Below are 22,995 nucleotides of genomic sequence, written 5' to 3'. Positions count from 1 at the left end.
CTGCCGGCGCGGCGCAAGTTGCACTATATTGGTGCAATGTCGCCGCCCATCGCCTTCGATCCCGCCCTCGACGCCCTGGTCACGCCGGTGCTGCGGGCCGATCGCCACGGCCGGGTCACGGTCTGCAACCAGGCGTTCGCGCGCTGGCTGGGGGTCAGCCAGAAGCGCCTGCCCGACCAGCCGCTGGTGGCGCTGGAGGCCGAAGGCGACAGCCTGCGCCAGGCGCTGCAGGCGAAGGACGATGTCGAGGGACCGCGTCGGTTGCGGCGGGTGGCGCTGGCCTTCCTCGGCGGCGAGCCGCGCTTCGCCGACGTCTGGCTGAGCCGCGAGGCCGACGGCGGCCTGCTGCTCGAGGCCCACCCGGTCGACGAGTTCCCCGGCGAGGATCCCACGCGCGCGCTGCCGCTGGCGCTGTCGGCCGCGCTCAAGGGCCTGGCGCACGAGCTCCGCAACCCGCTGGCCGGGCTCAAGGGCGCGGCCCAGCTGCTCGGCCGCCGCGCCGCCGACGCGGACTCGCGCGAACTGGTCGCGCTGATCGCGTCGGAGGTGCAGCGGCTCACCCAACTGGTCGACCAGCTGATGTCGCCGGCGCCGCCGCAGCCGCACCAGCCGTTGAACATCCACGGCGTGCTCGAGCAGGTGGTGCGACTGGCCGAACAGGAAGCCGGCTGGGCGGTGCGCCTGGTGCGCGACTACGACCCCAGCCTGCCGCTGCTCGGCGGCGACCCGGACCGCCTCACCCAAGCGGTGTGGAACCTGGTGCGCAACGCGATCCAGGCCGGCGCGGCCAACGTCAGCCTGCGCACGCGCGCCGAGTTCGGGGTGCGCATCGGCGAGCAGGTGCATCCGCTGGCGCTGCGGATGGAGATCGTCGACGACGGCCGCGGCGTGCCCGAGGCGCTGGCCGAACAGATCTTCCTGCCGCTGGTGTCGGGTCGCGCCGACGGCAGCGGCCTCGGGCTGGCGATGGCGCAGCAGGTCGCGCGCGAGCATCGCGGTTCGCTCGCCTACCGTTCGCGCCCGGGGCATACCGTGTTCACCCTGCTGCTGCCGCTGGCCGAGGACGAAGGCGCTGCCGCGGGCGGCACCGCCACCACCGGGACGACGCCATGAGGAGGATCGATGTCGGATGACGCTGCTTCGGTGTGGGTGGTCGACGACGACCGCTCGGTGCGCTTCGTGCTGGCGACCGCGCTCAGCGACGCGGGCTACGAGGTGTCGGGCTTCGATTCGGCGCAGGCGGCGCTCGACGCGCTCAGGTCGCGGCCGGCGCCGCAGCTGCTGTTCACCGACGTGCGCATGCCCGGCGACGACGGCCTGCAACTGCTGGAGAAGATCAAGCAGGCGCATCCCCAGTTGCCGGTGGTGGTGATGTCGGCCTACACCGACGTGGCCAGCACCGCCGGCGCGTTCCGCGGCGGCGCGCACGAATTCCTGTCCAAGCCCTTCGACCTCGACGAGGCGGTGGAACTGGCCGCGCGCGTGCTCGGCGAGCGCGCCGAGGCCGCCGCCGGCATGGCGCCGGAGGTCGAGCCCGCGGGCGACGTGCTGGTCGGCGACTCGCCGGCGATGCGGCAGCTGTTCCGCGCGATCGGGCGCCTGGCGCAGGCGCCGCTGACGGTGCTGATCACCGGCGAGACCGGTACCGGCAAGGAACTGGTGGCGCGCGCGCTGCACCGCGAGTCGCCGCGCGCCCGGCAACCGTTCGTCGCGCTCAACACCGCCGCGATCCCGGCCGAACTGCTGGAAAGCGAACTGTTCGGCCACGAGGCCGGCGCGTTCACCGGCGCGGCCCGCCGCCACATCGGCCGCTTCGAACAGGCGCACGGCGGCACCCTGTTCCTGGACGAGATCGGCGACATGCCGGCCTCGCTGCAGACCCGGCTGCTGCGGGTGCTGGCCGAGGGCGAGTTCTTCCGCGTCGGCGGGCGCGAGCTGATCCGGGTCGACGTGCGCGTGATCGCCGCCACCCACCAGGACCTGGAAACGCTGGTGCAGGAAGGCCGCTTCCGCGCCGACCTGCTGCACCGGCTCGACGTGGTGCGATTGCGCCTGCCGCCGCTGCGCGAGCGCCGCGGCGACGTGCCGGCGCTGGCCGAACGCTTCCTGCACGAGGCCGCGGAAAAATTCGTCGCGCCGCCCAAGCGTTTCGGCAAGGCTGCGCTCGATCGCCTGCTGCAGCACGGCTGGCCGGGCAACGTGCGGGAACTGGAGAACCTGTGCTGGCGCCTGGCCGCGCTGGCGCCGGCCGACACCATCACCACCTCCGACCTCGACGGCATGCTCCAGGCCGGCGACGAGGCCAGCGCCGACTGGGACGGCGCGCTCAAGGCCTGGGCCCGCGAACAGCTGGCCGCGGGCACGGCCGACCTGCACGCCCGCGCCCGCGAGCGCTTCGACCACGCCCTGCTCGAGGCCGCGCTGGAACACACCGGCGGCCGCCGCACAGAAGCCGCGACCCGGCTCGGGCTCGGCCGCAACACCGTCACCCGCAAGCTCGGCGCCAGCCGCCGCCCGCGCCGCGGCTGAGCGACGACCCTTCACCGTAGCCCGGGTAAGCGCAGCGCACCCGGGACGCGCGGCAATCCGGCCCGATGCGTCGTGACGTCGCCCCGACACAGACATGGCGGATCGCGACCGCGGGCTGGCATCGACCTTCACACGTAGCCCGGGTAAGCGCAGCGCACCCGGGACGGCCCGCAGGCCCGCAGCTCCCCGGGTGCGCTTCGCTTACCCGGGCTACGCCACCGCCTGTCCGCACGTGGGACCATCGCAACCCGACCAGGCCCGCATGTCTAGCAAATGCGCCGTGCGTCCGCGACCGCGCGCACTCGTAGAGAAACCTGCATCCAGCCAAACCGTCGCCACGCCGCGCGCCTTGGCCGGCCCCGGATTCCCCGCTACGCTCCAACGCCCACGCATTGCGTGCCCGACGCCGTGAAATCCGCGCGTCCCGGGCCGACCGACCCCCCATGCCCGACACCATCCACGCGACGTCCGTTCGATCCCGTTCCGCCGCGCTCGCGATGGCCGCTGCGCTGCTGCTGTCCGCGTGCGCGTCCGCGCCGCGCTCAGCGGCAGGGCCCACGCCTGCGTCGGCCCCGCCGCCGCGCGAGATCGCGCAGACCGGCACCGTGTCCAAGGCGGTCGCGAACCTGGCCTCGGCTTCCGGCAGCCTGGTCAGCGGCCGCATGCTGCTCACCCAGGCCGCCGAGGGGGTGCGCGTGCGCGGCCAGGTCGGCGGGCTGGTGCGCAACGGCGCCCACGGGCTGCAGGTGCATGAACGCGGCGACTGCAGCGCGGTCGACGCGCGCAGCGCGGGGCGCTACTACGATCCGCTGGCCGGCGCCCGCCAGGATGGCGCGGTCGGCGCCGAACCCGGCCGCATCGTCGCCGGCCCCGACGGCGTGGCCACGGTCGACCTGCTGGTGCGCGGCGCGGTGCTCGGCAGCGGCGCCGACAACGACATCCTGCGCCGCTCGCTGCTGGTGCTGGGCGCCACCCCGGGTGCGATCAGCGCACGCGTGGCATGCGGCATCATCACCGCGGGTGAATGAAGCGCCCACTAGGCTGCGGACCCTCGAGCCCCACGAGGAGACACGCGTCATGCGCAAGGCCCAGCTGCTGATCCTGCCCGCCGCCCTGCTGCTCGCCGCCTGCCAGCCGCAGGCCCCCGAGGACGAAGTCGCCGCCACGCCATCACCGGCGCCGGCGCCCGAGTCTCCGGCGGCAGGCATGGAGGCCACCGACACCACGCCGCCGGGCGAAGTACACAACATGGTCTCGACCACGGCCAGCGCCACGCTGGCGCCGACCGAAGGCAACGAGGTCGCCGGCCGCCTGGAGTTCGCCATCGTCGACGGCGGCATCCGCATCACCGGCGAGGTCAGCGGCCTCGCGCCGGGCAGCGAGCATGGCTTCCACGTCCACGAGAACGGCGACTGCAGCGCCCCGGACGGCAGCAGCGCCGGCGGCCACTTCAATCCGGCCTCTACCGCGCACGGCCGCGTCGGCGAAGGCGAGCACCATGCCGGCGACAGCGACAACATCGTCGCCAACGACCAGGGCGTGGCCGCGGTCGACACCCTCCTGCGCGGTGCGACCCTGGGCGACGGCGAATCCACCGAGGTCATCGGCCGCGGCGTGATCGTGCATGCCGATCCGGACGACTACGCCACCCAGCCCACCGGCAACGCCGGCGCGCGCCTGGCCTGCGGGGTGATCTTCGGGACCTAGGCCCGGCGCGTTCCGCCGGGCGCGCCTGCTGGCGAGATCCCGCATGCCGGGGTCTCGCCGACGCGGCCTGACGCAGCCTGTCGAGGCCCGAACCGCTCCTGCGCTTCTACAGCGTCGCGGCGTCCACGTCCGCGGCGGCATCGACGAAGGTCACGTCGATGCCGTGCGCGCCCAGCACCGCGGCGAACTGCCGCTGGCGCGACTCGAACTGTGCGAACAGTCGCCGCAGGCGGTCGTGGTCGTCCGTGCCAGGCCGCTGGCGCACCCGCCAGGCCGCGGGTGCGAACAGTGCGATCCGCACCTCGCCGCCGACGTAGCGCGCCAGCGGCTCGGGCGGCGCATCGAGCACCGCTTCGCGCTCCGGCGACAGCAGCGCGGTCTCGATCAGCGGCCACAGCGGGTCGAGCCCCAGGTGTTCGTACTGCAGCGCGACCATCGCCGCGAGGTCGTGCACGGTCAGGCAGCGCGCGTGTTCGATCCTCGCGCCGAACGCGTCCTGCAGCAGCAGCGCGGTGTCGGCCCGGGCCATGCCGCTGTCCAGCAGCCGCGCCTCGAACGCCTCCCCGACCGCCTGCGCAACCCCCGCATCGCCACGCAGCAGGAACGGCAGCACGCGCAGGCTGCCGCCGCGCAGCGACGCATCGGCGGCCAGCGGCTGCGGGATCGCGCCACCGGCATCGGCACCGAACGCGATCAACCGCGCCGCGCCATCGCCGCCCGGCGCGCGCTGCTGCAGCTCGAACAGCCGTCGGTGCAGCGGCCAGCCGGGACGCAGGGCCTCGGCCGGATCGAAGTGCGCCGCGGCCAGGCACAGGTCGAGCGTGCGCACCCCGGGCACCAGCGCGGCCAGGTCGCGGCCCAGCAGCGCGACCACCCGCGCGGCCTGGGCCTGCGGCAGCGCATCGACCGCGGGCGCGCTGCCAGGCGCGAGTTCCAGCGCGAGGACGCCGGCGACGTTGCCCGCGTCGGGGCGCACGGCAGCGGCGGCACTGTGATCCTCGTTCATCGGGCCATTCGCAACGGTACGTTAGACTCGCGATTATGCCCGTCGTGCGTGACGGGCCGCACCGGACAAAGAGGTTCCCGCGATGCTGCAAGGTCGTCCCGTCGCCGTGCTGGGTGGCGTCCGCATTCCGTTCTGCCGCCAGAACACCGCCTATTCGGACGTGGGCAACCTCGGCATGTCGGTGCGCACCCTCGGCGCCCTGGTCGAGAAGTTCGGCCTGCACGGGCAGCAGCTCGGCGAAGTGGCGATGGGCGCGGTGATCAAGCACAGCAGCGACTGGAACCTCGGCCGCGAGGCCGCGCTCTCGTCGGGCCTGTCCGCGCTCACCCCCGGCATCACCCTGCAGCGCGCCTGCGGCACCTCGCTCGACAGCGTCAACCTGATCGCCACGAAGATCGCCACCGGCCAGATCGAGTCCGGCATCGGCGGCGGCTCGGACACCACCTCCGACGTGCCGATCGTCTACGGCAAGTCGCTGCGCCGGCGCCTGCTCGCGGCCAATGCGGCGAAGACCACGAAGGACAAGATCGCTGCGTTCAAGGGCTTCCGCCTGCGCGAGCTCAAGCCCGATTTCCCCGGCGTGGCCGAGCCGCGCACCGGCAAGTCGATGGGCGAGCACTGCGAGGACATGGCCAAGGAATGGAACATCTCGCGCGATTCGCAGGACGAACTCGCCGTGGCCTCGCACCACAAGCTGGCCGCGGCCTACGAACGCGGCTTCTTCGACGACCTGGTGGTGAGCTTCCGCGGCGTCTCGCGCGACAACATCCTGCGCCCGGACACGTCGCTGGAAAAGCTGGCCACGCTCAAGCCCGCGTTCGACAAGGCCTCCGGCCGCGGCACGCTGACCGCGGCCAACTCCACCCCGCTCACCGACGGCGCCGCCGCTTGCCTGCTGGCGAGCGAGGACTGGGCCGCCGCGCACGGGCACGAGGTGCTGTGCCGCATCCGCGACGTGCAGGTGGCCGCGGTCGACTTCGTGCACGGCGAAGGCCTGCTGATGGCGCCCACCGTGGCGGTGGCCGAGATGCTGGCGCGCAACGGCCTGTCGCTGCAGGACTTCGACTTCTACGAGATCCACGAGGCCTTCGCCGCGCAGGTGCTGTGCACGCTGCGCGCCTGGGAGAGCGAGGACTACTGCCGCAGCCGGCTGCACCTGGAGGCGCCGCTGGGCCGGATCGATCCGGCGAAGATCAACCCGCTCGGTTCCTCGCTCGCCACCGGCCACCCGTTCGCCGCCACCGGCGCGCGCATCGTCGCCACCGCGGCCAAGCAATTGAAGGAACGCGGCGGCGGCCGCTGCCTGGTGTCGATCTGCACCGCGGGCGGCATGGGCGTGGTGGCGATTCTGGAGCGCTGACGCGCCGCGCTCCGTACACGTACCCGGCGCGGGGCGTATCCCCGCGCCGGTAGAATGGCGTCATGCCTCTCCTCCAGATCCAGCGCGTCGACTTCAGCGTCGGCGGGCCGCTCCTCCTCGAACACGTCGACCTGACCATCGAACCCGGCGAACGGGTGTGCATCGTCGGTCGCAACGGTGCCGGCAAGTCCACGCTGATGCGGCTGATGGCCGGCGAACTGCGGCCGGACGACGGCGAGATCCGGGTTCAGGGCGGCGTGGTGGTCGCGCGCATGGCGCAGGAAGTGCCGCAGGACACGCAGGGCACGGTGTTCGACGTGGTCGCGCTCGGCCTGGGCGACCTCGGGCGCCTGCTCGCGCGCTACCACCATGCGCTGCACGACGGCGACATGGAGGCGATGGGCGAGGCTCAGGCGCAGATCGAGGCGCAGCACGGCTGGGACCTCGACAGCCGGGTGCAGCAGGTGCTGGCGCGGCTGGAACTGCCCGAAGAGACCGACTTCGGCGCGCTGTCGGGCGGCATGAAGCGCCGCGTGCTGCTGGCGCAGGCGCTGGTGCGAAACCCCGACATCCTGCTGCTGGACGAACCCACCAACCACCTCGACATCGAGGCGATCGCCTGGCTCGAGGGCTTCCTCAAGTCGTTCGCCGGCAGCATCGTGTTCGTCACCCACGACCGCAGCTTCCTGCGCGCGCTGGCCACGCGCATCGTCGAGATCGACCGCGGCCGCGTCACCAGTTGGCCGGGCGACTACGACAACTACCTGCGCCGCCGCGAGGAGCGCCTGCATGCCGAGGCGCAGGAGAACGCGCGCTTCGACAAGCTGCTGGCGCAGGAGGAAGTGTGGATCCGCCAGGGCATCAAGGCCCGCCGCACCCGCAACGAGGGCCGGGTGACCGCATTGAAGGCGATGCGTCGCGAGCGCGCGCAGCGGCGCGAGCTGTCGGGCAACGTGAGGATGGAAGTCGCCAGCACGCGCAACTCCGGCAAGAAGGTGATCGAGGCCAGCCATGTGACCCAGTCCTACGACGGGCGTGTGCTGCTGGACGACGTGTCCACCACGATCCTGCGTGGCGACCGCATCGGCATCATCGGCCCCAACGGCTCGGGCAAGTCGACGCTGCTCAAGATCCTGCTCGGCGAACTGGTGCCGCAACATGGCGAGGTGAGGCTGGGCACCGGTCTGCAGGTCGCATATTTCGACCAGCACCGCAGCCAGCTCGACGACACCCGCAACGCGCTGGAAAACGTCGCCGAAGGGCAGGACTTCATCGAGATCAACGGCAGTCGCCGGCACGTGGTCGGCTACCTGCAGGATTTCCTGTTCACACCCGAGCGCGCGCGCGCGCCGATCACGCGCCTGTCCGGCGGCGAGCGCAACCGCCTGTTGCTGGCGCGGCTGTTCGCGCAGCCGTCGAACCTGCTGGTAATGGACGAACCGACCAACGACCTCGACGTGGAGACGCTCGAACTGCTGGAGGAACTGCTGGCCGACTACCGCGGCACCCTGCTGCTGGTCAGCCACGATCGCGACTTCCTCGACAACGTGGTGACCAGCACGATGGTGCTGGAGGGCGAGGGCCGGCTGGGCGAATACGTCGGTGGCTATGCCGACTGGTTGCGGCAGCGGCCGACCGCGGCCACGCAATCCATCGCCCCCGATGCGGCAGTGGCGCAAGCCGCCGCTTCTTCGGCCGCGCCCGCGCCGGCCCGGCGCAAGCTCGGGTTCAAACAGGCGCGCGAACTCGAGCAGCTGCCGGCGCGCATCGAGCAGCTCGAAGGCGAGATCGCCTCGCGCACCGCGGCGATGGCCCGGCCCGCGTTCTTCCAGCAGGATGGCGGCGCGATCACCGCCGCGAACCTGGCGCTCGCGCAACTGCAGGTGGAACTCGACGCCGCCTATGCGCGATGGCAGGAACTCGAGGCCGAATGAGGTTGTGCCCGCCGTAGCCGTCCCGTAGCCCGGATAAGCGCAGCGCATCCGGGACCCCGCGCGCACTCCCCGGATGCGCTGCGCTTATCCGGGCTACGGCGTCGGGGCGACTGCCGCACCGTCTAGGAAGGAAACACGTCGAGCAGCGCCACCGCGGCCGCCGCGGCCGTGGCCGCGAGCAATCCGGCGGTGATGCGCAGGCCGAACGCGCGGCCACCGCTGACGAAGGCGACCACCGATTTGGCGATCGAGCTGGCGGCGACCAGCCCGACCACCGCCCACTGCGCCTGGCGCGTGTCGATGGTGCCGTCGCGGAACAGCGTGGCCACGGTCGCGGTGGCGGCCTGCAGCTCCGCCAACGCGGTGAGGAACGCGGTGGCCAGCGCCGCGTTCGGCCCCAGCCAGTGCGCGGCGACGTGCGAGACCACCAGCACGCCGGCGATGAGTGCCGCCAGTCCGATCGCCTGGCCGATACGGAACATGCGCGTCTCCGCGGAGGGCGGCGGCGCTTCGCTGCGGCCGTTGCGGCGTACGCCCAGCAGCGCACCGGCAACCAGCACGGCGCCCGCCGCGAGCAGGGGCAGGGCGACGACCGGCAGCAGCGCGGGCGCGACCGCGAGCAGGATCGGCACGAACAGGCTGAGCGAGGCGAGGTTGGCCAGCATCGTCGCCCCGGTCGCGGCATGCAGCAGCGCCGGCTCGGACTTCGCGCGCTGGCCGAAGCCGGCGGTGGCCGCGGTCGAGGACACGTAGCCGGAAAAGAAACCCGACAGCAGCAGGCCCCAGCGGCTGCCGATCAGGCGCAGCGCGACATGGCCGAGCGCACCGACCGCCATCACCAGCACCACCAGCTTCCACACCGTGGCCAGGTTGAGCGCGCCGTAGGGCCCGATCGGCTCGTCCGGCAGCAGCGGCAGCACGATCAGCGCGAACGCGAGCAGCACCAGGCCGTCGGCGATCTCGCGGTTGCTGATCACCTCGCGGCTGAAGTGGTGCAATCGCGCCTTGGCCTGGATCAGGATCGCGATCAGCACCGCGAGCATGCCCGCGGCCCCGGGTTCGCGCATCGCCAGGCCGCCCAGCAGCACGCTGCACAGGAGCGCGATCTCGGCGGTGATGCCGGTATCGGTCTGGCTGGTACGCAGGTAGCTCAGCGCGGCGAAGGTACCCGCGAGCAGCAGGATGGCGATGAATGCGGGCAGCCCGATCCACAGCGCGATAGCGCCGGCCAGCGCGGCCAGCGTGTGCGTACGCAGGCCTGCCGCGATCGCCGGGTCGCCGTCCTTGCGGCGTTCGTACAGCAGGCCGATCAGCAGGCCGGCGCCGAGCGCAGTGGTCAGGGACAGCAGGGGCAGGTCGGCGGCCTCGGGCATCGCCGCACTATGCCATGGCCCCCGATGCGTTCGCGGGCAGCGGGACGCGGCCTGTCCCGTGCGATGCACGGGCGTGGCGGCCCGCGTTTACCGGGCAGGACGCGCGACGTCGTCCTGCCGCGGCATCGGGGGCGGCAGGCTCAGCCCCGCAGCCTCGGCACGCCATGTTCGTCGCGGTCCTCGAACACCGCTTCGTCGGCGATCTGCTGGTGCAGATCGCGCGCCGGCAGCGGCGTCACCGCTTCGCTGCGCGCGGCCGCAAGCGCGTTCGCATGGCACTGGCGGGCGCGGGCGTCGTCGCCGGCGGCGGCATAGCCATGGCCGAGCGCTTCCCAGGCGTCCGCGCCACCGCCCTGCGCCAGCGCGCGGTGGAGGTAGGCTTCGGATCGCGGCCAGTCGCCGCTGGCCTGCGCCAGGCGAGCAAGCGTCAGCAGCAGGGCGGGACTCGCGGGGTGGGCCTTGAGCCAGGTTTCGGCCTGGGCGCGACGGTGCTCGATGCGACCGACCGTCAGCAGGCCGTAGCGGGTGGCGAGCGCCTCGTCCCAGCGGGTGTCGAGCGCGTGCTCGATGCTCTTCGTTGCCGCGTCATCCCAGCCGAACGCCGCGGCGCGCGATGCGTAGGCGCCGACCACCGCCGGTTCGGCCTTGAGCGGCTTGGGCAGCGCGTCCCAGCGCTCGGCCAGCGCATTGGCATCCGGCGCCTCGCGCAACGAAGCTTCCGCCCAGGCCAGTTCGCGTTCGGCCAGCACCGCCTCGGGCCAGGCATGCTGCTGGCGCAACGCGCCGAGCAGACCCCAGGCCTGCGCCGCCTGCCCGCTGCTGCCCAGCGCCTCGGCGCGCAGGGCCAGTCCCCGCGGCGGCAGCGGTTGCGCGGCGGGCGCGTCGAGTGCGACCAGCGCATCGGTCGGGCGCTGGTCGCGCAGCGCGAGTTCGGCCGTCGCGATCGCGCGCGACGCGGGGTGGCGCTCGCCGAACGCTTCCAGGTGCGCGCGCGCGGCGGCCGCGTCGCCGCGCGCCAGTGCGGCTTCCGCGGCGCCGATGCGCGCGGCCGCCTCCACCCGCTCGTCTTCGGCCGCCTGCGCCAGCAGCTTCTCGGCGCGCGACCAGTGACCCTGGTGCAGGGCGTCGAAACCGTCGCCGACGCGGGTGCGCGCCCGGGTGTCGCGGTGCCTGCCCCAGGCGCGGAACGGCAGCGACAGCAGCGTCCACAGCAGCCACAGCGCGAACGCCGCGGCGAACAGCAGCGCCATGCCCACCAGCACGGTGGTGGTGTAGTCGTAGCCGCGCCAGCGCACCAGCACGTAGCCCGGGTCCTGGGACAGCAGCAGCTGCGCCACCAGGGCGCCGGCCAGGGCCAGCACCAGCCACAGCAGCAGGTTGCGGAACAGGTTCATCGTGGGCTCCTTCGTTCGGCTGGCCCCGTCGGCCCGTGCCCCAGCCTCGCGCGGACGGCGTTGAGGCCGTGTGCAGTGGCTGAACGCGCGCTCAGCGGGCGCTGCGCTGCTGCCGCAGCTGGGTGAGCGTGGAACCGAGCGCGGGCAGTTCGACCCTCAGCGGGCGCTGGCGCAGCGCCTGCAGCGCCCGGCGCCGATCTGCGCGCTCGGCGGAATCCGGCCACAGCCGCAGCAGCCAGCCATCGACGCGGGACAGCGCTGCGCGATAGCCGGCCTCGTCGCGACGCTCGATCGCGGCCTGGCCCAGGGTCAGTTCCAGTTGCAGCGCGGCCAGGCCGGCCGCGCGATCAGCCGGATCGACCGCGACCGCTGCGGCGCTGGGTCGCACGTCGACGACCTTCGAGAACGCGCGCTCCCACCATGCCGGCGCCGCCCTGGCCGCCGACGCCTCCCGGGGCAGCGACGGCAGCGCCGCCGCGAACGCCTCGAGCCGGCCGGCGGCCACGGCCTTCGGGTCTTCACCCAGCGCGTCCAGGGCCGCGCGTTCCTGGGTCAGCGCCTGGCGCAGGTCGAGCCAGGCAGGATCGGCGATCCCGTCGAGCAGTTGCGCGGCCAGCGCGTAGGCCTGGCGGGCGCCGTCGAGGTCGCCCGCGAGCTGCAGGCGTTGCTGGCCCTGCGCCAGCAGCAGTTCGACTTCGTCCAGGCGCAGCGCCTGCGCGGCATCGCGTTCGGGATCGGCGAGGCGCTGCACGCTTTCCTCGACCAGGGCCGCGCGCTGGCCGAGCCCGATCACTTCCTCGCGCAACAGCCGGTTGGTCGCCTCGGCCTGCTGCAACCGGGCGGTCTGCGCGCGCTGGTCGCGACGCAGGGTGGCGATCCGCTCCTCGAGCGAGCCGATGCGCTGGCGGTCCGCGTCGGCCGCCCGCATGCCGGCCTCACGCACCGCCTCCCAGCGCTGCCAGCCGGCGAACGCGGCCGCCCCCAGCAGGGCCAGCACCAGCACCCACGCGATGGCGGATCCGGTGCGTCTGCGGGATGCGGCGGGAACTGTGGGGGTATCGCTCATCGACACGGGGGACGTCAGGAGCTGCGCATGCTATCCGATGCCTTGGAACGTCGTGCGGGGCCGGCCCCGGCCGCCAGCAGCGAACGCGGGCGCGCGTCGGCGGCGATGCGCACGTCGGCGAAGCCCGAGGCGCGCGCCAGTTGCGCCAGCCGTTCGCTGGCCGCCAATACACGCGCACGCCGGAGCCGGGACAGCAGGTCCACCGGGAGCGCATCGAGCAGGCGTTGCAGGGCTTCACCGCTGCTCAGCGCCAGCCAGACCGGTGCCTCCAGCGCGCGCAGGCGCGCAAGCGACCGCGGCGTGGGCGTCAGCGGCACGCGCGCATAGACCTCGGCGCGCAGCACGCGCGCGCCGCGCCGCGCCAGCGTCGGCGCGATCAGGTTGCGTCCGCCCGGCGCGGTGACCAGGCCGACGCTGCGTCCGCGCACCGCGCCGAGCGCGGGCAGCGCCAGCAGGCCTTCGCTGTCCATGCGCGAAGGTGCGGCCACGTCGGCGATGCCGACGCGTCGCAGCGCCGCGGCCGTACCCGAGCCCACCGCCAGCCAGGCCTGTCCGCGCCGTGCACGCAGGCGTTGCAGCGAGGCCGCCGCGCGCACTGCCGACGGACTGGTGAACAGCACGATGTCGCCCTGCAGTGCCTCGCGCAGGGCCGCGCGCGCGACGGCATCGCGGCGCGGCTCGATCCGCCATGGCGACAGCGCCAGCACGCGCGCGCCGTGCGCGGCGGCGGCCCGACGCATCGGCGCGTGGCCGCCGACGGGACGCAGCGAGATCACGTAGCATTCGCGCAGCTTCGGCGTGGCGGCATCCGGCGACATGTTCGCCAGCTTGGTGCCTGGCCCCGCACGCCGCAAGCGGCCCGCTCCCCCTCCTGACGATGCTTCCGCACATGACCGAACTCCCGGACGACGCCCTGCGCGCCATGGAAGCGCAACTCCTCGCCATGCCGCCGGCGCGCGCGATCGGGCTGCGCATCACCGGTTGCACGCACGACCGCCTGCGGCTCGAGGCGCCGCTCGCGGCCAACGTCAACGACAAGGGCAGCGCCTTCGGCGGCAGCCTGGTGTCGCTGATGACGCTCGCCGCCTGGGGCCTGACCGCGATGAAGATCGAACAGGCGGGATTGCGTGCCGATGTCTATGTCGCCGACTCCCAGGTGCGCTACCTCACCCCCCTGCTCGCGGACCTGCGCGCCGAGGCGTGGCTCGACGGCGACGCGTCCTGGGACGTCTTCCTGGCCACCCTGCGCAGCCGCGGCCGGGCACGGGCCACGCTGGACTCGCACGTTCTGCTGCCCGACGGCGGCATCGCCACCCGGGCACGCTCGCGCTATGCCGCGATCCTCAGGCCGGCCTGAGGCGCTGGCCGCGGTACTTCCGGCGGACTGCTAGCATGGCGTCATCGAAACCGGGGAGCAGGTCGATGCGGCAATCGCGACAATGGTGGATGGCCTGCGCGATCGCGCTGCTGCTGGTGGGCTGCGCCAGCACCGGCAGCCAGATGTCGGCGCTCGAGCGTGCCCAGTACAACTTTTCCGCGGCGATCCGCTGGGGCGACTTCGAGGGCGCGTGGAACCTGGTCGATCCCGCGTTTCGCGATGCGAACCCGATGAGCGCACTGGAGTTCGAACGCTACAAGCAGATCCAGGTGTCGCACTATCGCGACCTCGCTTCCAGTCCGGGCGAGACCGAGGCGCTGCGCGAGATCGAGATCGGCGTCGTCAACCGCCACACCATGGCCGAGCGCACGATGCGCTACACCGAACAGTGGCGCTACGACGCGGAGAAGAAGGCGTGGTGGATCACCGGGGGTTTGCCGGATTTCTGGGCGGGGGAGTGAGCGGGTCGACGGGCTGATCGCGTTCTCTTTCGATCGAGGCGGCGGTCGCCGGATCAGATCGGTCCAAAGGATTGAACGGTAAGAGCTTCCGCTCGCCGCAGGCGAGCGGGTTCATTTCTTTTGACGCTTATCAAAAGAAATGAACCCGGCCGCCGGAGGCGGACGGAAGCTCTTGATTCCCATGGCATGCCCAGGCAAGGCGTGTCGAAAGACACCGGCGACCAGTTCGGACCGGGCGCGACGCATCCGGCCGCCGAGGGAGCGGCCAACGCCGCCCAACCCCCGCCCCTGTGCGACAATCCCGTCCCCTCCCGCACCCCGATCCGCCGTGGACTTCCAGGAACTGCTGGCCTTCGCCGGCCGCCAACAGATGCTGTCGCTGATCTTCGTCGGGCTCACGGGCGGCATCATCCTGAACGAGATCTTCGGCCTGCTGCGTCCGTTCAAGACGGTGCGCCCGGCCGAGGTCACCGCGCTGGTCAACCGCGACAACGCGCTGGTGGTGGACCTGCGCCCGATCGCGGATTTCGACAAGGGCCACATCCCCGGCTCGAAGAACGTGCAGATGAGCCAGTTCGATCCCGAGAACAAGAAGCTCGCCGCGGCCAGGGCGCTGCCGGTGGTGCTGGTGTGCAAGACCGGGTTCACCGCCGGCGACGCCGCCAAGCGGCTGAAGAAGGCCGGTTTCGAGCGGGTCTTCGTGCTCGACGGCGGCATCGGCGGCTGGCAGCAGGCCGACCTGCCGCTGGCCAAGGGGCGTGGCTGAGCCCGAAGTGCGATAATCGCCCTCTTTCCGAACCAGATACCGGAGCAGTCCCAGGATGTCCGAGCAAGCCCCCAACGGCGGCGCCGTGCCCGCGCAACAGCCCAATGGCCCGCAGTTCAGCGTCGAGAAGATCTACGTCAAGGACGTCTCGTTCGAGTCGCCCAAGGCGCCGCACGTGTTCAACGAGCAGAACGCGCCGCAGATCAACATGAACCTCAACCAGCGCGTCCAGCGCCTGGGCGAGAACGTGTTCGAGGTGGTGCTGGGCGTCACCCTGACCTGCACCGCGGGCGAGGGCGAGGGCAATTCGGTGTACATGGTCGAAGTACAGCAGGCGGGCGTGTTCGGCCTGACCGGCTTCGAGCCGAACGTGACCGATGCGCTGCTCGGCACCCAGTGCCCCAACGTGCTGTATCCGTACGCGCGGCAGCTGATCGGCGACCTGATCCAGTCCGGCGGCTTCGCGCCGTTCCTGCTGCAGCCGATCAACTTCGACGCGCTGTATGCGGAAGGGCTGCGCCAGCGCCAGGCCCAGCAGGGCGCCGGCAACGGCGACCTGGCCAGCAGCGAGACGGCCGGCAACGCCTGAGCCATGACGACCCCGGCCGATTCGGTCGCGGTCCTTGGTGCCGGTTCCTGGGGCACCGCGCTTGCGGCGCTGATCGCGCGTCACGGCTTTCCCACCACCTTGTGGGGCCGTGACGCCGCGATCGTCGAGGCGATCGACCGGCGCCACGAGAATCCGCGCTACCTCCCCGGCATTCCGTTGCCGGCGTCGCTGCGCGCCACCACCGACCTCGCCGCCGCCCTGCATGGTGCCGACCTGGTGCTGGTGGTGGTGCCCTCGCACGCCTTCACGCAGACCCTGCACGCGCTGGCGCCGCTGCGCCCGGCGCATGCCGGCGTGGCCTGGGCGGCGAAGGGTTTCGAACCGGGGTCCGGACGGTTCCTGCACGAGGTCGCGGCCGAGGTGCTGGGCGACGACGTCCCATTGGCGGTGGTGACCGGTCCTTCGTTCGCGAAGGAGGTTGCGCAGTGCCTGCCCACGGCACTGACCGTACAGGGCGACGATGCGGCCTTCGTGCAGCAGGTCGCCGACGTGCTGCACGGCCCGGAGTTCCGCGCCTACACCGGCAGCGACATGCGCGGCGCCGAACTCGGCGGCGCGATGAAGAACGTGCTGGCGGTCGCCACCGGCGTCGCCGACGGCATGGAACTCGGCCTCAACGCCCGCACCGGCCTGATCACCCGCGGCCTGAACGAGATGCTGCGGCTCAACGCCGCGATCGGCGGGCGCCCGGAGACCCTGATGGGCCTGGCCGGCCTCGGCGACCTGGTGCTGACCTGCACCGGCGACCTCTCGCGCAACCGGCGCCTGGGCCTGGCCCTGGGCCGCGGCAAGAGCGTGGACGAGGCGGTGCGCGAGATCGGGCAGGTGGTCGAGTCCGTGCAGACCGCCGACGAGGTGATGCGCCTGGCCGAGCGCCACGGCATCGAGTTGCCGATCTCGAGCAGCGTCCGCGCCGTGCTGCACGGCGACATCACCCCGGCCGAGGGGCTGGTCCGCCTGATGGCGCGCCAGCGCAAGGCGGAATACCCGCAGGCCCTGTTCGACTCCGCCCCGGCCGCCTAGCAGGCAGCGGACCATAGGAAAGGTTCTTCTCCCACGTGAGGGAGAAATGGTCCGCGATGGAGATGTCCCGGTCGGGACTTCGGATGGACGCCGCGCCCGGATGCCCGGGGATTGCTACCCGGCCCGGAACGACCCCGGCCGCAAGCCCGTGCCAAATTGCCGACAACCGGGCCAGGCCCCCTCACATTGGACAAGGACCAAAAAAAAGCCCGGCCGTTGCCGGCCGGGCCATGTCGCGACGTCGGGAGAGAGGGGAGGGACGACGTCGCGTCTTGCGCTGTGGAGATGGGGTCGGACAGCGATGCTTTCCAGCCTTACCAGGTGAAGCGCGGGCCGACGAACCAGGCGGTGTCGCCGTCGCTGACCTTCACGTCGCCGTTGAGGCCCCAGTTCCGGTTGAACTTCACCGTGGCGCCGAGGCGGCCGTAGAAGTCGCCGTCGATCTCGTCGCCGTCCTGGTAGCCGGCCAGGGCGTAGCCCTCGAAATTGCTGGTGAACGCGCCGCGGGCGCCGGCCTCGACGCTCCAGCCGTCGGCGTCGCCGGCGCTGCCGAAATCGACCTTCTCGTAGGCCACGCGGGTCAGCAGGTCGGCGCGCGGTGAAATCTCGTGGTTGTAGCCCAAACCGACGCGCCACTGGTCGGCGTCGAAGCCGGTGTCGTCGAATTCCTGGTTGGTGTAATCGCCGAACACGTGGAAATTGGGATGGAACGCGATCGAGGCCCGGGCCCCGAAGCCGTCGGCGTCGGGCAGGCCGTCGCTCAGGTTGGTGGCCGCATAGCCGGCCTCGACGTAGTTGTAGGACACGCCTTCGGCGGCGGAGGCGGCAAACGGCAGGGCAGCGGCAATGGCCAGGCCCAGGAGGGACACGCGCTTCATCGGGGAAATGCCTTTTGGTTTCTTGTAGGTGAGGAGCCGCCCGGGTGGAGAGGGAGGGGGCTCACCGTCGGGGAAAACGGTTCCACCCGGGGCGGCACGCGCATTCTCGACAACCCGGCGCAACCGGGACTGAATACTGTACTGGCAGGTTCAGGAACTTTTCCGGTTCGATCTGGTCCGGAGCTGCGCCGAAGGAGTCGGGCGGACTGCCGTCCCAGGCTGGCGCCACGGGCAGGCGCGGTCGGGGCGCTGCGACCGGAAGCAGGTCGGCCCCCGGCCCCGCTGATGCGAGCGTGCGCAACGGCAGGCTTGGCGGCGTTGCGATCCGACCCATGACCCGGGTGGCCGCTCGCGGAACGCCCCGCGTGGAGAGCCCCTCCGTCCCCGGAAGTCGGCGTCGCAGGATCGCGGGGTCGGAGCTCCGGGCTGCGCGATCGAGTCGGCCGGCTCAGGTCCCGCCCGGGAAACCGAGTTGCCGCCAGGCCTCGAACGCGACCACCGCCACCGCGTTGGACAGGTTGAGGCTGCGGTTTCCCGGCTGCATCGGCAGGCGCAGCCGCCGCTCCGGCGCGATGCGCGCGAGCACCCCGTCGGGCAGGCCGCGCGTCTCGGAGCCGAACAGGAACGCGTCGCCCGCCGCGTAGCGGGGTGCGTCGTAACGCATGCTGTTGCGCGCGCTCAGCGCGAACAGGCGCGGCGGGGCGATCGCGGCGAGCGCCGCCTCGAGCGAGTCGTGTACCCGCAACGTGGCGTACTCGTGGTAGTCGAGCCCGGCGCGGCGCAACTGGCGGTCGTCGAGATCGAAGCCCAGCGGCCGCACCAGGTGGAGCCGGGCGCCGGTGTTGGCGCACAGGCGGATCACGTTGCCGGTATTGGGCGGGATTTCGGGCTGGTGGAGCAGCAGGTCGAACACGGGGTGGCGGGTGGCGGCGTTGCGCGCATTCTCGCGCAGGTACCCGCGGGCAGGATCACCATTCCACCGGCGCACCGCTCCGGTCGAGGAAGCGCCCGCTGTCGGCGGCGGTCGCGCCGGCGACGGTCCGCAGGAGGCCTGCGACCGCTTCGGCCGGCTCCAGTTCGGCCCCGGCTCCGCCCATCTCGGTGCGGACCCAGCCGGGATGCAGCGCGACCACGATGATCCCGCGTTCGGCCAGGGCCCGTGCCAGCAGCACGGTGGCCATGTTCTGCGCGGCCTTGCTGAGGTTGTAGCTGGGCGTGCCGAAGCGGCTGGTCGAGGCGATCGAGCCGAGTTCCGAGGACAGGTTCGCGACCTTCGCCCCGTCGCACAGCAGCGGCGCGAGCGCCTGGGTCAGCAGCAGGGGGCCGAGGGCGTTGGTGCGGAAACTGTCCTCGAAGTTCGCCGCGGTCAGCGCGCCGAAGCGCTCGCCCGAGTGCAGCACGCCGGCGTTGTTGATCAAAAGATCGAGGCGACCGGGCGCGCCGGCGTCGTCCTCGCCCAGCACCAGCGGCAGTTCGCGCGCGAGCTCCAGCTGCGACTTCGGGTCGGCCACGTCCAGCGGCAGTACGTGCAGCCGCCCGGGATGTTCGCCGGCCAGGGTGTTGAGGGCGGTCGCCTTCCCCGGGCGCCGGCAGGCGGCGACCACCCGATCGCCCGCGGCGAGCAACTGGCGGACGAACTCCAGGCCGAGGCCGCGGTTGGCGCCGGTGACGAGGGCGTGGCGGTCGGGCATGGGCGCAGTCTCCGTCGGCGCGGGTGCAGGTGGCGTCATCGCCGGGCGGCCGTTGCCGGGACTTTCGGCCCGGGGGCGGCTGCGCCGGCTCGACTACCATGCCATGCATCCAACCGCATCAGGATTTCCCGAATGCCGACCGTCCTCGCCTCGTTCCGCCGTCCCGCGCGCCGCGCCCTGCTGTCGATCGCCCTCGGCCTGGCGCTGGGCGGCGGATTGGCCGCCCTTCCGGTCGTCGCCGCGGCGAACGAGACCTCGGTCGACATCCCCTTCGAAACCTTCACCCTGCCCAACGGCCTGCGGGTGGTGGTGCACACCGACCGCAAGGCGCCGATCGTCGCGGTCAACATCTGGTACCACGTCGGCAGCAAGGACGAGCCGGCCGGCCGCAGCGGCTTCGCCCACCTGTTCGAACACCTGATGTTCCAGCGCAGCGAGCATCACGACGGCGAGTTCTTCGACCCGTTCCGCGCCGTGGGCGCCACCGACCAGAACGGCACCACCAACACCGACCGCACCAACTACTTCCAGAACGTGCCCACCACCGCGCTGGACATGGCGCTGTGGATGGAATCCGACCGCATGGGCCACCTGCTCGGCGCGATCGACCAGGCCGCGCTCGACGAACAGCGTGGCGTGGTCCAGAACGAGAAGCGCCAGCGCGAGAACCAGCCCTACGGCCAGGTCTGGGAGAAGCTGACCCGCGCGCTGTATCCGGCCACGCATCCGTACGGCCACAGCGTGATCGGCTCGATGAACGATCTCAACGCGGCGTCGCTGGACGACGTGAAGCAGTGGTTCAACGCGTGGTACGGCCCCAACAACGCGGTGCTGGTGCTGGCGGGCGACATCGACGTCGCGACCGCGAAGGAGAAGGTGGCGAAGTACTTCGGCCACATCCCCGCGGGCCCGACGATGGCCCAGCCCGACACCGACGTGGGCAAGCGCGCGGCCACCACCCGCGAGGTGATGCAGGACAAGGTGCCGCAGCCGCGCATCTACCGCGTCTGGAACGTGCCGCCGGCCGGCAGCGTCGAACTCGACCACCTGCAGATGCTGGGCTACGTGCTCGGCGGCGCGAAATCCTCGCGGCTGGACACGCGCCTGCTGCACGGCGAGAAACTGGTCGACAACATCAGCGCGATGGCCGGGCCTTCGCAACTGGGTTCGAACTTCTACATCGTCGCCACGGTCAAGCAGGGCGTCGACCCGGCACGGGTGGAGGCGATCATCGACGAGGAGATCGCCAGGCTGGTCGCGCATGGCCCCAGCGCCGACGAGCTCGAGCGCGCCCGCACCATGATCCGTGCCGGCTTCATCCGCGGCATCGAGCGCATCGGCGGCTTCGGCGGCAAGGCCGACGTGCTGGCCGAATGCACCGTGTACGAAGGCGATCCGGGCTGCTTCCGCGAGCAGCTGGCCAACGTCGAGGCGGCCAGCGCCCGCGACCTGATGGCGGTGGGGGCGCACTGGCTGGGCGAGGGCAGCCACACCATCGTCGTCGAACCGGGCGAGCGCACCGCGCTGGCCGAGGAGCCGGCCGTCACGCCGGCGCCGTTCGACCTCCCGGATCCGGATCCGAAGTACGCCACCACGCCGAGCGTGGTCGACCGCAGCCTCGGCGTGCCGAAGACCACCCGCTTCCCCGAGCTCAAGTTCCCCCCGCTGCAGCGCGCGAGCCTGGAGAACGGCACCCGGGTGATCCTCGCCGAGCGCCACGAGATCCCGGTGGTGCAGGTCAGCTACGAGTTCAACGGCGGCTACGCCTCCGATCCAGCCGGCAAGGAGGGGGTGGCCGATTTCTCGATGGACCTGCTCGACGAGGGCGCGGCGGGGATCGGCTCGCTGGAGTTCGCGAGCCGCGCCGAAGCGCTCGGCGCCAGCCTCGGCGCTGGCGCCTCGCAGGACGGCGGCAATGCCTACCTGTCGGCGCTCAAGGAAAACCTCGACCCGTCGCTGGCGCTGTTCGCGGACATGGTGCGGCGGCCGAACTACGACCCGGCCGAGATCGAACGCATCCGCGCCACCTGGATCGCCGGCATCCGCCAGCAGAAGGCGCAGCCGGCGGGCATGGCGATGCGGGTGCTGCCGGCGCTGCTCTACGGCGAAACCCACCCCTACGGCGCGCCCGGCAGCGGCACCGAAGCCTCGATCGCCGCGCTCGGTCGCGACGACCTGCTGGCCTTCCATCGCCAGTGGGTGCGCCCGGAGCACGCCACCCTGATCGTCGTGGGCGACACCACGCTGGCCGAGATCGTGCCGGCGCTGGAGCGCCATTTCGGCGACTGGACGGGTGACGGCGTCGCGCCGGAGGCGGTGGACCTGCCGCAGGTCGCGCTGCCGGAGGCGCCGCGGGTGTTCCTGATCGACCAGCCGGGCGCGGTGCAGGCCAACATCTTCGCCGCGCAGGTGGTGCCGTCGACCAAGGATCCGGATGCGGTGCGGCTGGAGATGGCCAACGGCGTGATCGGCGGCGACTTCACCGCGCGCCTGAACATGAACCTGCGCGAGGACAAGCACTGGTCCTACGGAGCCCGCAGCTCGCTGGGCGGCGCGCTGGGGCAACGCCGCTGGATGGTCTCGGCGCCGGTGCAGATCGACAAGACCGGCGAGTCGCTGGCCGAGATCCAGCGAGAAGTCGCGCAGTTCGCGAGCGGGGCGCAGCCTCCGAGCGAGGCCGAGGTCGAACGCGTGCGCGCGATCCAGACCCTGAGCCTGCCCGGCGCCTACGAAACCGCGTGGTCGGTGATGAACACCATCGGCGGCATCGTCCGCTTCGACCGCCCGGACGACTACGTGTTCCGGCGCAAGGCCGAGGTCGAGTCGATCACCCCGGCGCAGGTGGCCGAAGCCGCCAGGACGATCCGGCCGCAGGCCCTGACCTGGGTGGTGGTGGGCGACCTGGAGCAGATCGAGGCGCCGGTGCGCGCGCTGGACCTGGGCGAAACCCGGGTGATCGACGCCGACGGCAAGCCCGTCGGCGAGTGACCCAAGGCTGCGACGACAAACAGGCCGCGCGCGCGGCCCGGGAGAATGAATGGAGGTGTTACCCGCTTGTCGCGACCCGCACCGCCCCGCCGCCATGCCCGCCACAATGGCGGGCGTAGCGCCTACCCCACCGAGGTGATCCCGATGCGCGTCCTGTTGTCCGCCGTTCTGCTGTCCGCGTTGTCCGCCTGCACCTGGGTGCACATGGCCCCCGGCGCCAGCGCCGTGAAGGTGGTCTCCGGCCCGCCGACCGGCTGCGAGAAGCAGGGCGAAGTGGAGGTGTCGGTCAAGCACAGCATCGCCTTCATCGAGCGCAACCCGATCAAGGTTCGCGACGAGCTCGAGACCCTGGCCCGCAACGAAGCCCCGGGCCTGCAGGCCGACACCATCCATCCGCTGGCCGAGCCGGCCGGCGGCAGCCAGCGCTTCGCCGCCTGGCGCTGCGCCCGCTGACCGCTGCCGGGAGAGGGCTTGGGGTATAGAGGCGGGGAGCTGCTGCGATCCCGCACCGCGCCTGCGGCGCGGTCCCCCATCCGCCTTCGGCACCTTCCCCCCGCAAGCGGGGAAAGGAAAAGCGGGACCCCGCCTGCTCCCGCTCGGAGAGGGCTGGGGTGAGGGCCCAGAGCCGCTGCGATACCGGTCGCGCCTGCGGCGCGCACCCATCTACCTTCGGCACCTTGCACCCGTAAGGCGCAATGTCCCGCAAGCGGGGGAAGGACAGGGCATCGGGTGTAACTCCCTCTCCCGCTTGCGGGAGAGGGATGGGGGGAGGGTCGGAGTCGCCGCGACCCCGACCGCGCTCCTGAACCGGCCGTTCCGGCCTGCCCGGCA

Annotated in this window: 21 protein-coding genes; 13 read left to right on the top strand and 8 right to left on the bottom strand. The window is 72.1% G+C overall.

The window, feature by feature from the left end; translation table 11 throughout:
* The first annotated feature begins 36 nt into the window (after positions 1 to 36).
* The 4 genes from FZO89_RS08405 (at position 37) to FZO89_RS08390 (ending at position 4,236) form a co-directional block, all read left to right on the top strand.
* Positions 37 to 1,113 carry a two-component system sensor histidine kinase NtrB gene (locus FZO89_RS08405; RefSeq protein ID WP_149102829.1) on the top strand — a complete coding sequence of 359 codons (1,077 nt, stop codon included), beginning with the start codon at positions 37 to 39 and terminating at the stop codon, positions 1,111 to 1,113.
* A 9-nt stretch (positions 1,114 to 1,122) separates the two neighbouring features.
* Positions 1,123 to 2,529 carry a nitrogen regulation protein NR(I) gene (gene ntrC / locus FZO89_RS08400; protein ID WP_149102828.1) on the top strand — a complete coding sequence of 469 codons (1,407 nt, stop codon included), beginning with the start codon at positions 1,123 to 1,125 and terminating at the stop codon, positions 2,527 to 2,529.
* A 443-nt stretch (positions 2,530 to 2,972) separates the two neighbouring features.
* A complete protein-coding gene (locus tag FZO89_RS08395) occupies positions 2,973 to 3,557 on the top strand; it encodes a superoxide dismutase family protein (protein ID WP_149102827.1) in 585 nt (194 codons plus the stop codon).
* A 49-nt stretch (positions 3,558 to 3,606) separates the two neighbouring features.
* Entirely contained in the window at positions 3,607 to 4,236 is a 630-nt protein-coding gene (locus FZO89_RS08390) for a superoxide dismutase family protein (RefSeq protein ID WP_149102826.1), read from the top strand.
* 106 nt (positions 4,237 to 4,342) lie between these two features.
* On the opposite strand, the gene FZO89_RS08385 is transcribed toward FZO89_RS08390, so the two are convergent.
* Positions 4,343 to 5,242 carry a hypothetical protein gene (locus FZO89_RS08385; RefSeq protein WP_149102825.1) on the bottom strand — a complete coding sequence of 300 codons (900 nt, stop codon included), beginning with the start codon at positions 5,240 to 5,242 and terminating at the stop codon, positions 4,343 to 4,345.
* Positions 5,243 to 5,324: 82 nt separating this feature from the next.
* Between FZO89_RS08385 and FZO89_RS08380 the strand changes: the two genes are divergently transcribed.
* Positions 5,325 to 6,602, top strand: a complete 1,278-nt coding sequence (locus tag FZO89_RS08380; RefSeq protein ID WP_149102824.1) for an acetyl-CoA C-acetyltransferase — start codon at positions 5,325 to 5,327, stop codon at positions 6,600 to 6,602.
* A gap of 62 nt (positions 6,603 to 6,664) precedes the next feature.
* Positions 6,665 to 8,536: an ATP-binding cassette domain-containing protein gene (locus FZO89_RS08375; RefSeq protein ID WP_149102823.1), complete on the top strand. Its 1,872-nt coding sequence runs from the start codon at positions 6,665 to 6,667 to the stop codon at positions 8,534 to 8,536.
* Positions 8,537 to 8,658: 122 nt separating this feature from the next.
* Here FZO89_RS08375 and FZO89_RS08370 read toward each other — a convergent pair whose 3' ends face one another.
* The 4 genes from FZO89_RS08370 to FZO89_RS08355 all read right to left on the bottom strand — a co-directional run bounded on the left by FZO89_RS08370 (position 8,659) and on the right by FZO89_RS08355 (position 13,187).
* A complete protein-coding gene (locus FZO89_RS08370) occupies positions 8,659 to 9,909 on the bottom strand; it encodes an MgtC/SapB family protein (protein WP_149102822.1) in 1,251 nt (416 codons plus the stop codon).
* Positions 9,910 to 10,049: 140 nt separating this feature from the next.
* The gene (locus tag FZO89_RS08365) at positions 10,050 to 11,303 is read right to left on the bottom strand and encodes a heme biosynthesis protein HemY (RefSeq protein WP_149102821.1); all 1,254 of its coding nucleotides are present in this window, start codon (positions 11,301 to 11,303) and stop codon (positions 10,050 to 10,052) included.
* 91 nt (positions 11,304 to 11,394) lie between these two features.
* Positions 11,395 to 12,369 (bottom strand): uroporphyrinogen-III C-methyltransferase, encoded by a 975-nt coding sequence (locus FZO89_RS08360; RefSeq protein ID WP_149102820.1) that lies wholly within the window; start codon positions 12,367 to 12,369, stop codon positions 11,395 to 11,397.
* A 14-nt stretch (positions 12,370 to 12,383) separates the two neighbouring features.
* The gene (locus FZO89_RS08355) at positions 12,384 to 13,187 is read right to left on the bottom strand and encodes a uroporphyrinogen-III synthase (protein WP_149102819.1); all 804 of its coding nucleotides are present in this window, start codon (positions 13,185 to 13,187) and stop codon (positions 12,384 to 12,386) included.
* Positions 13,188 to 13,258: 71 nt separating this feature from the next.
* On the opposite strand from FZO89_RS08355, the gene FZO89_RS08350 reads away from it, so the two are divergent.
* The 5 genes from FZO89_RS08350 to FZO89_RS08330 all read left to right on the top strand — a co-directional run bounded on the left by FZO89_RS08350 (position 13,259) and on the right by FZO89_RS08330 (position 16,607).
* Positions 13,259 to 13,726, top strand: coding sequence for a YiiD C-terminal domain-containing protein (locus FZO89_RS08350; protein ID WP_149102818.1), 468 nt, complete (start codon positions 13,259 to 13,261; stop codon positions 13,724 to 13,726).
* 65 nt (positions 13,727 to 13,791) lie between these two features.
* Complete coding sequence (locus FZO89_RS08345; protein ID WP_262378577.1) at positions 13,792 to 14,208, top strand: hypothetical protein; 417 nt, start codon at positions 13,792 to 13,794, stop codon at positions 14,206 to 14,208.
* A 328-nt stretch (positions 14,209 to 14,536) separates the two neighbouring features.
* On the top strand, positions 14,537 to 14,974 hold the full coding sequence (locus FZO89_RS08340) for a rhodanese-like domain-containing protein (RefSeq protein WP_149102817.1): 438 nt from the start codon (positions 14,537 to 14,539) through the stop codon (positions 14,972 to 14,974).
* 55 nt (positions 14,975 to 15,029) lie between these two features.
* Complete coding sequence (gene secB, locus FZO89_RS08335) at positions 15,030 to 15,563, top strand: protein-export chaperone SecB (RefSeq protein ID WP_149102816.1); 534 nt, start codon at positions 15,030 to 15,032, stop codon at positions 15,561 to 15,563.
* A gap of 3 nt (positions 15,564 to 15,566) precedes the next feature.
* A complete protein-coding gene (locus tag FZO89_RS08330) occupies positions 15,567 to 16,607 on the top strand; it encodes an NAD(P)H-dependent glycerol-3-phosphate dehydrogenase (protein WP_149102815.1) in 1,041 nt (346 codons plus the stop codon).
* A 314-nt stretch (positions 16,608 to 16,921) separates the two neighbouring features.
* On the opposite strand, the gene FZO89_RS08325 is transcribed toward FZO89_RS08330, so the two are convergent.
* The 3 genes from FZO89_RS08325 to FZO89_RS08315 all read right to left on the bottom strand — a co-directional run bounded on the left by FZO89_RS08325 (position 16,922) and on the right by FZO89_RS08315 (position 19,176).
* Complete coding sequence (locus FZO89_RS08325; RefSeq protein ID WP_149102814.1) at positions 16,922 to 17,485, bottom strand: OmpO family porin; 564 nt, start codon at positions 17,483 to 17,485, stop codon at positions 16,922 to 16,924.
* A gap of 448 nt (positions 17,486 to 17,933) precedes the next feature.
* The gene (locus FZO89_RS08320) at positions 17,934 to 18,437 is read right to left on the bottom strand and encodes a tRNA (cytidine(34)-2'-O)-methyltransferase (protein ID WP_149104098.1); all 504 of its coding nucleotides are present in this window, start codon (positions 18,435 to 18,437) and stop codon (positions 17,934 to 17,936) included.
* 16 nt (positions 18,438 to 18,453) lie between these two features.
* Complete coding sequence (locus FZO89_RS08315; RefSeq protein ID WP_149102813.1) at positions 18,454 to 19,176, bottom strand: SDR family oxidoreductase; 723 nt, start codon at positions 19,174 to 19,176, stop codon at positions 18,454 to 18,456.
* Positions 19,177 to 19,308: 132 nt separating this feature from the next.
* On the opposite strand from FZO89_RS08315, the gene FZO89_RS08310 reads away from it, so the two are divergent.
* Together FZO89_RS08310 and FZO89_RS08305 are read left to right on the top strand one after the other, a co-directional pair.
* Positions 19,309 to 22,164 (top strand): M16 family metallopeptidase, encoded by a 2,856-nt coding sequence (locus FZO89_RS08310; protein ID WP_149102812.1) that lies wholly within the window; start codon positions 19,309 to 19,311, stop codon positions 22,162 to 22,164.
* Positions 22,165 to 22,308: 144 nt separating this feature from the next.
* On the top strand, positions 22,309 to 22,617 hold the full coding sequence (locus FZO89_RS08305; RefSeq protein WP_149102811.1) for a DUF4156 domain-containing protein: 309 nt from the start codon (positions 22,309 to 22,311) through the stop codon (positions 22,615 to 22,617).
* The last annotated feature ends 378 nt before the right edge of the window (positions 22,618 to 22,995 follow it).

This window comes from Luteimonas viscosa (assembly GCF_008244685.1).
GTDB lineage: Bacteria > Pseudomonadota > Gammaproteobacteria > Xanthomonadales > Xanthomonadaceae > Luteimonas > Luteimonas viscosa.
Note: the sequence above shows the minus strand (reverse complement) of the source record. Positions and strands in the feature narration are given on the sequence as shown.

Coding starts and splice junctions, on each gene's coding strand:
- FZO89_RS08305 (WP_149102811.1), top strand. CDS start 22,309: ATGCGCGTCCTGTTGTCCGCCGTTCTGCTGTCCGCGTTGTCCGCCTGC.
- FZO89_RS08350 (WP_149102818.1), top strand. CDS start 13,259: ATGACCGAACTCCCGGACGACGCCCTGCGCGCCATGGAAGCGCAACTC.
- FZO89_RS08365 (WP_149102821.1), bottom strand. CDS start 11,303: ATGAACCTGTTCCGCAACCTGCTGCTGTGGCTGGTGCTGGCCCTGGCC.
- FZO89_RS08345 (WP_262378577.1), top strand. CDS start 13,792: ATGCGGCAATCGCGACAATGGTGGATGGCCTGCGCGATCGCGCTGCTG.
- FZO89_RS08315 (WP_149102813.1), bottom strand. CDS start 19,176: ATGCCCGACCGCCACGCCCTCGTCACCGGCGCCAACCGCGGCCTCGGC.
- FZO89_RS08395 (WP_149102827.1), top strand. CDS start 2,973: ATGCCCGACACCATCCACGCGACGTCCGTTCGATCCCGTTCCGCCGCG.
- FZO89_RS08355 (WP_149102819.1), bottom strand. CDS start 13,187: ATGTCGCCGGATGCCGCCACGCCGAAGCTGCGCGAATGCTACGTGATC.
- FZO89_RS08330 (WP_149102815.1), top strand. CDS start 15,567: ATGACGACCCCGGCCGATTCGGTCGCGGTCCTTGGTGCCGGTTCCTGG.
- FZO89_RS08370 (WP_149102822.1), bottom strand. CDS start 9,909: ATGCCCGAGGCCGCCGACCTGCCCCTGCTGTCCCTGACCACTGCGCTC.
- FZO89_RS08310 (WP_149102812.1), top strand. CDS start 19,309: ATGCCGACCGTCCTCGCCTCGTTCCGCCGTCCCGCGCGCCGCGCCCTG.
- FZO89_RS08360 (WP_149102820.1), bottom strand. CDS start 12,369: ATGAGCGATACCCCCACAGTTCCCGCCGCATCCCGCAGACGCACCGGA.
- FZO89_RS08375 (WP_149102823.1), top strand. CDS start 6,665: ATGCCTCTCCTCCAGATCCAGCGCGTCGACTTCAGCGTCGGCGGGCCG.
- FZO89_RS08390 (WP_149102826.1), top strand. CDS start 3,607: ATGCGCAAGGCCCAGCTGCTGATCCTGCCCGCCGCCCTGCTGCTCGCC.
- secB (WP_149102816.1), top strand. CDS start 15,030: ATGTCCGAGCAAGCCCCCAACGGCGGCGCCGTGCCCGCGCAACAGCCC.
- FZO89_RS08380 (WP_149102824.1), top strand. CDS start 5,325: ATGCTGCAAGGTCGTCCCGTCGCCGTGCTGGGTGGCGTCCGCATTCCG.
- FZO89_RS08385 (WP_149102825.1), bottom strand. CDS start 5,242: ATGAACGAGGATCACAGTGCCGCCGCTGCCGTGCGCCCCGACGCGGGC.
- FZO89_RS08405 (WP_149102829.1), top strand. CDS start 37: ATGTCGCCGCCCATCGCCTTCGATCCCGCCCTCGACGCCCTGGTCACG.
- ntrC (WP_149102828.1), top strand. CDS start 1,123: ATGTCGGATGACGCTGCTTCGGTGTGGGTGGTCGACGACGACCGCTCG.
- FZO89_RS08325 (WP_149102814.1), bottom strand. CDS start 17,485: ATGAAGCGCGTGTCCCTCCTGGGCCTGGCCATTGCCGCTGCCCTGCCG.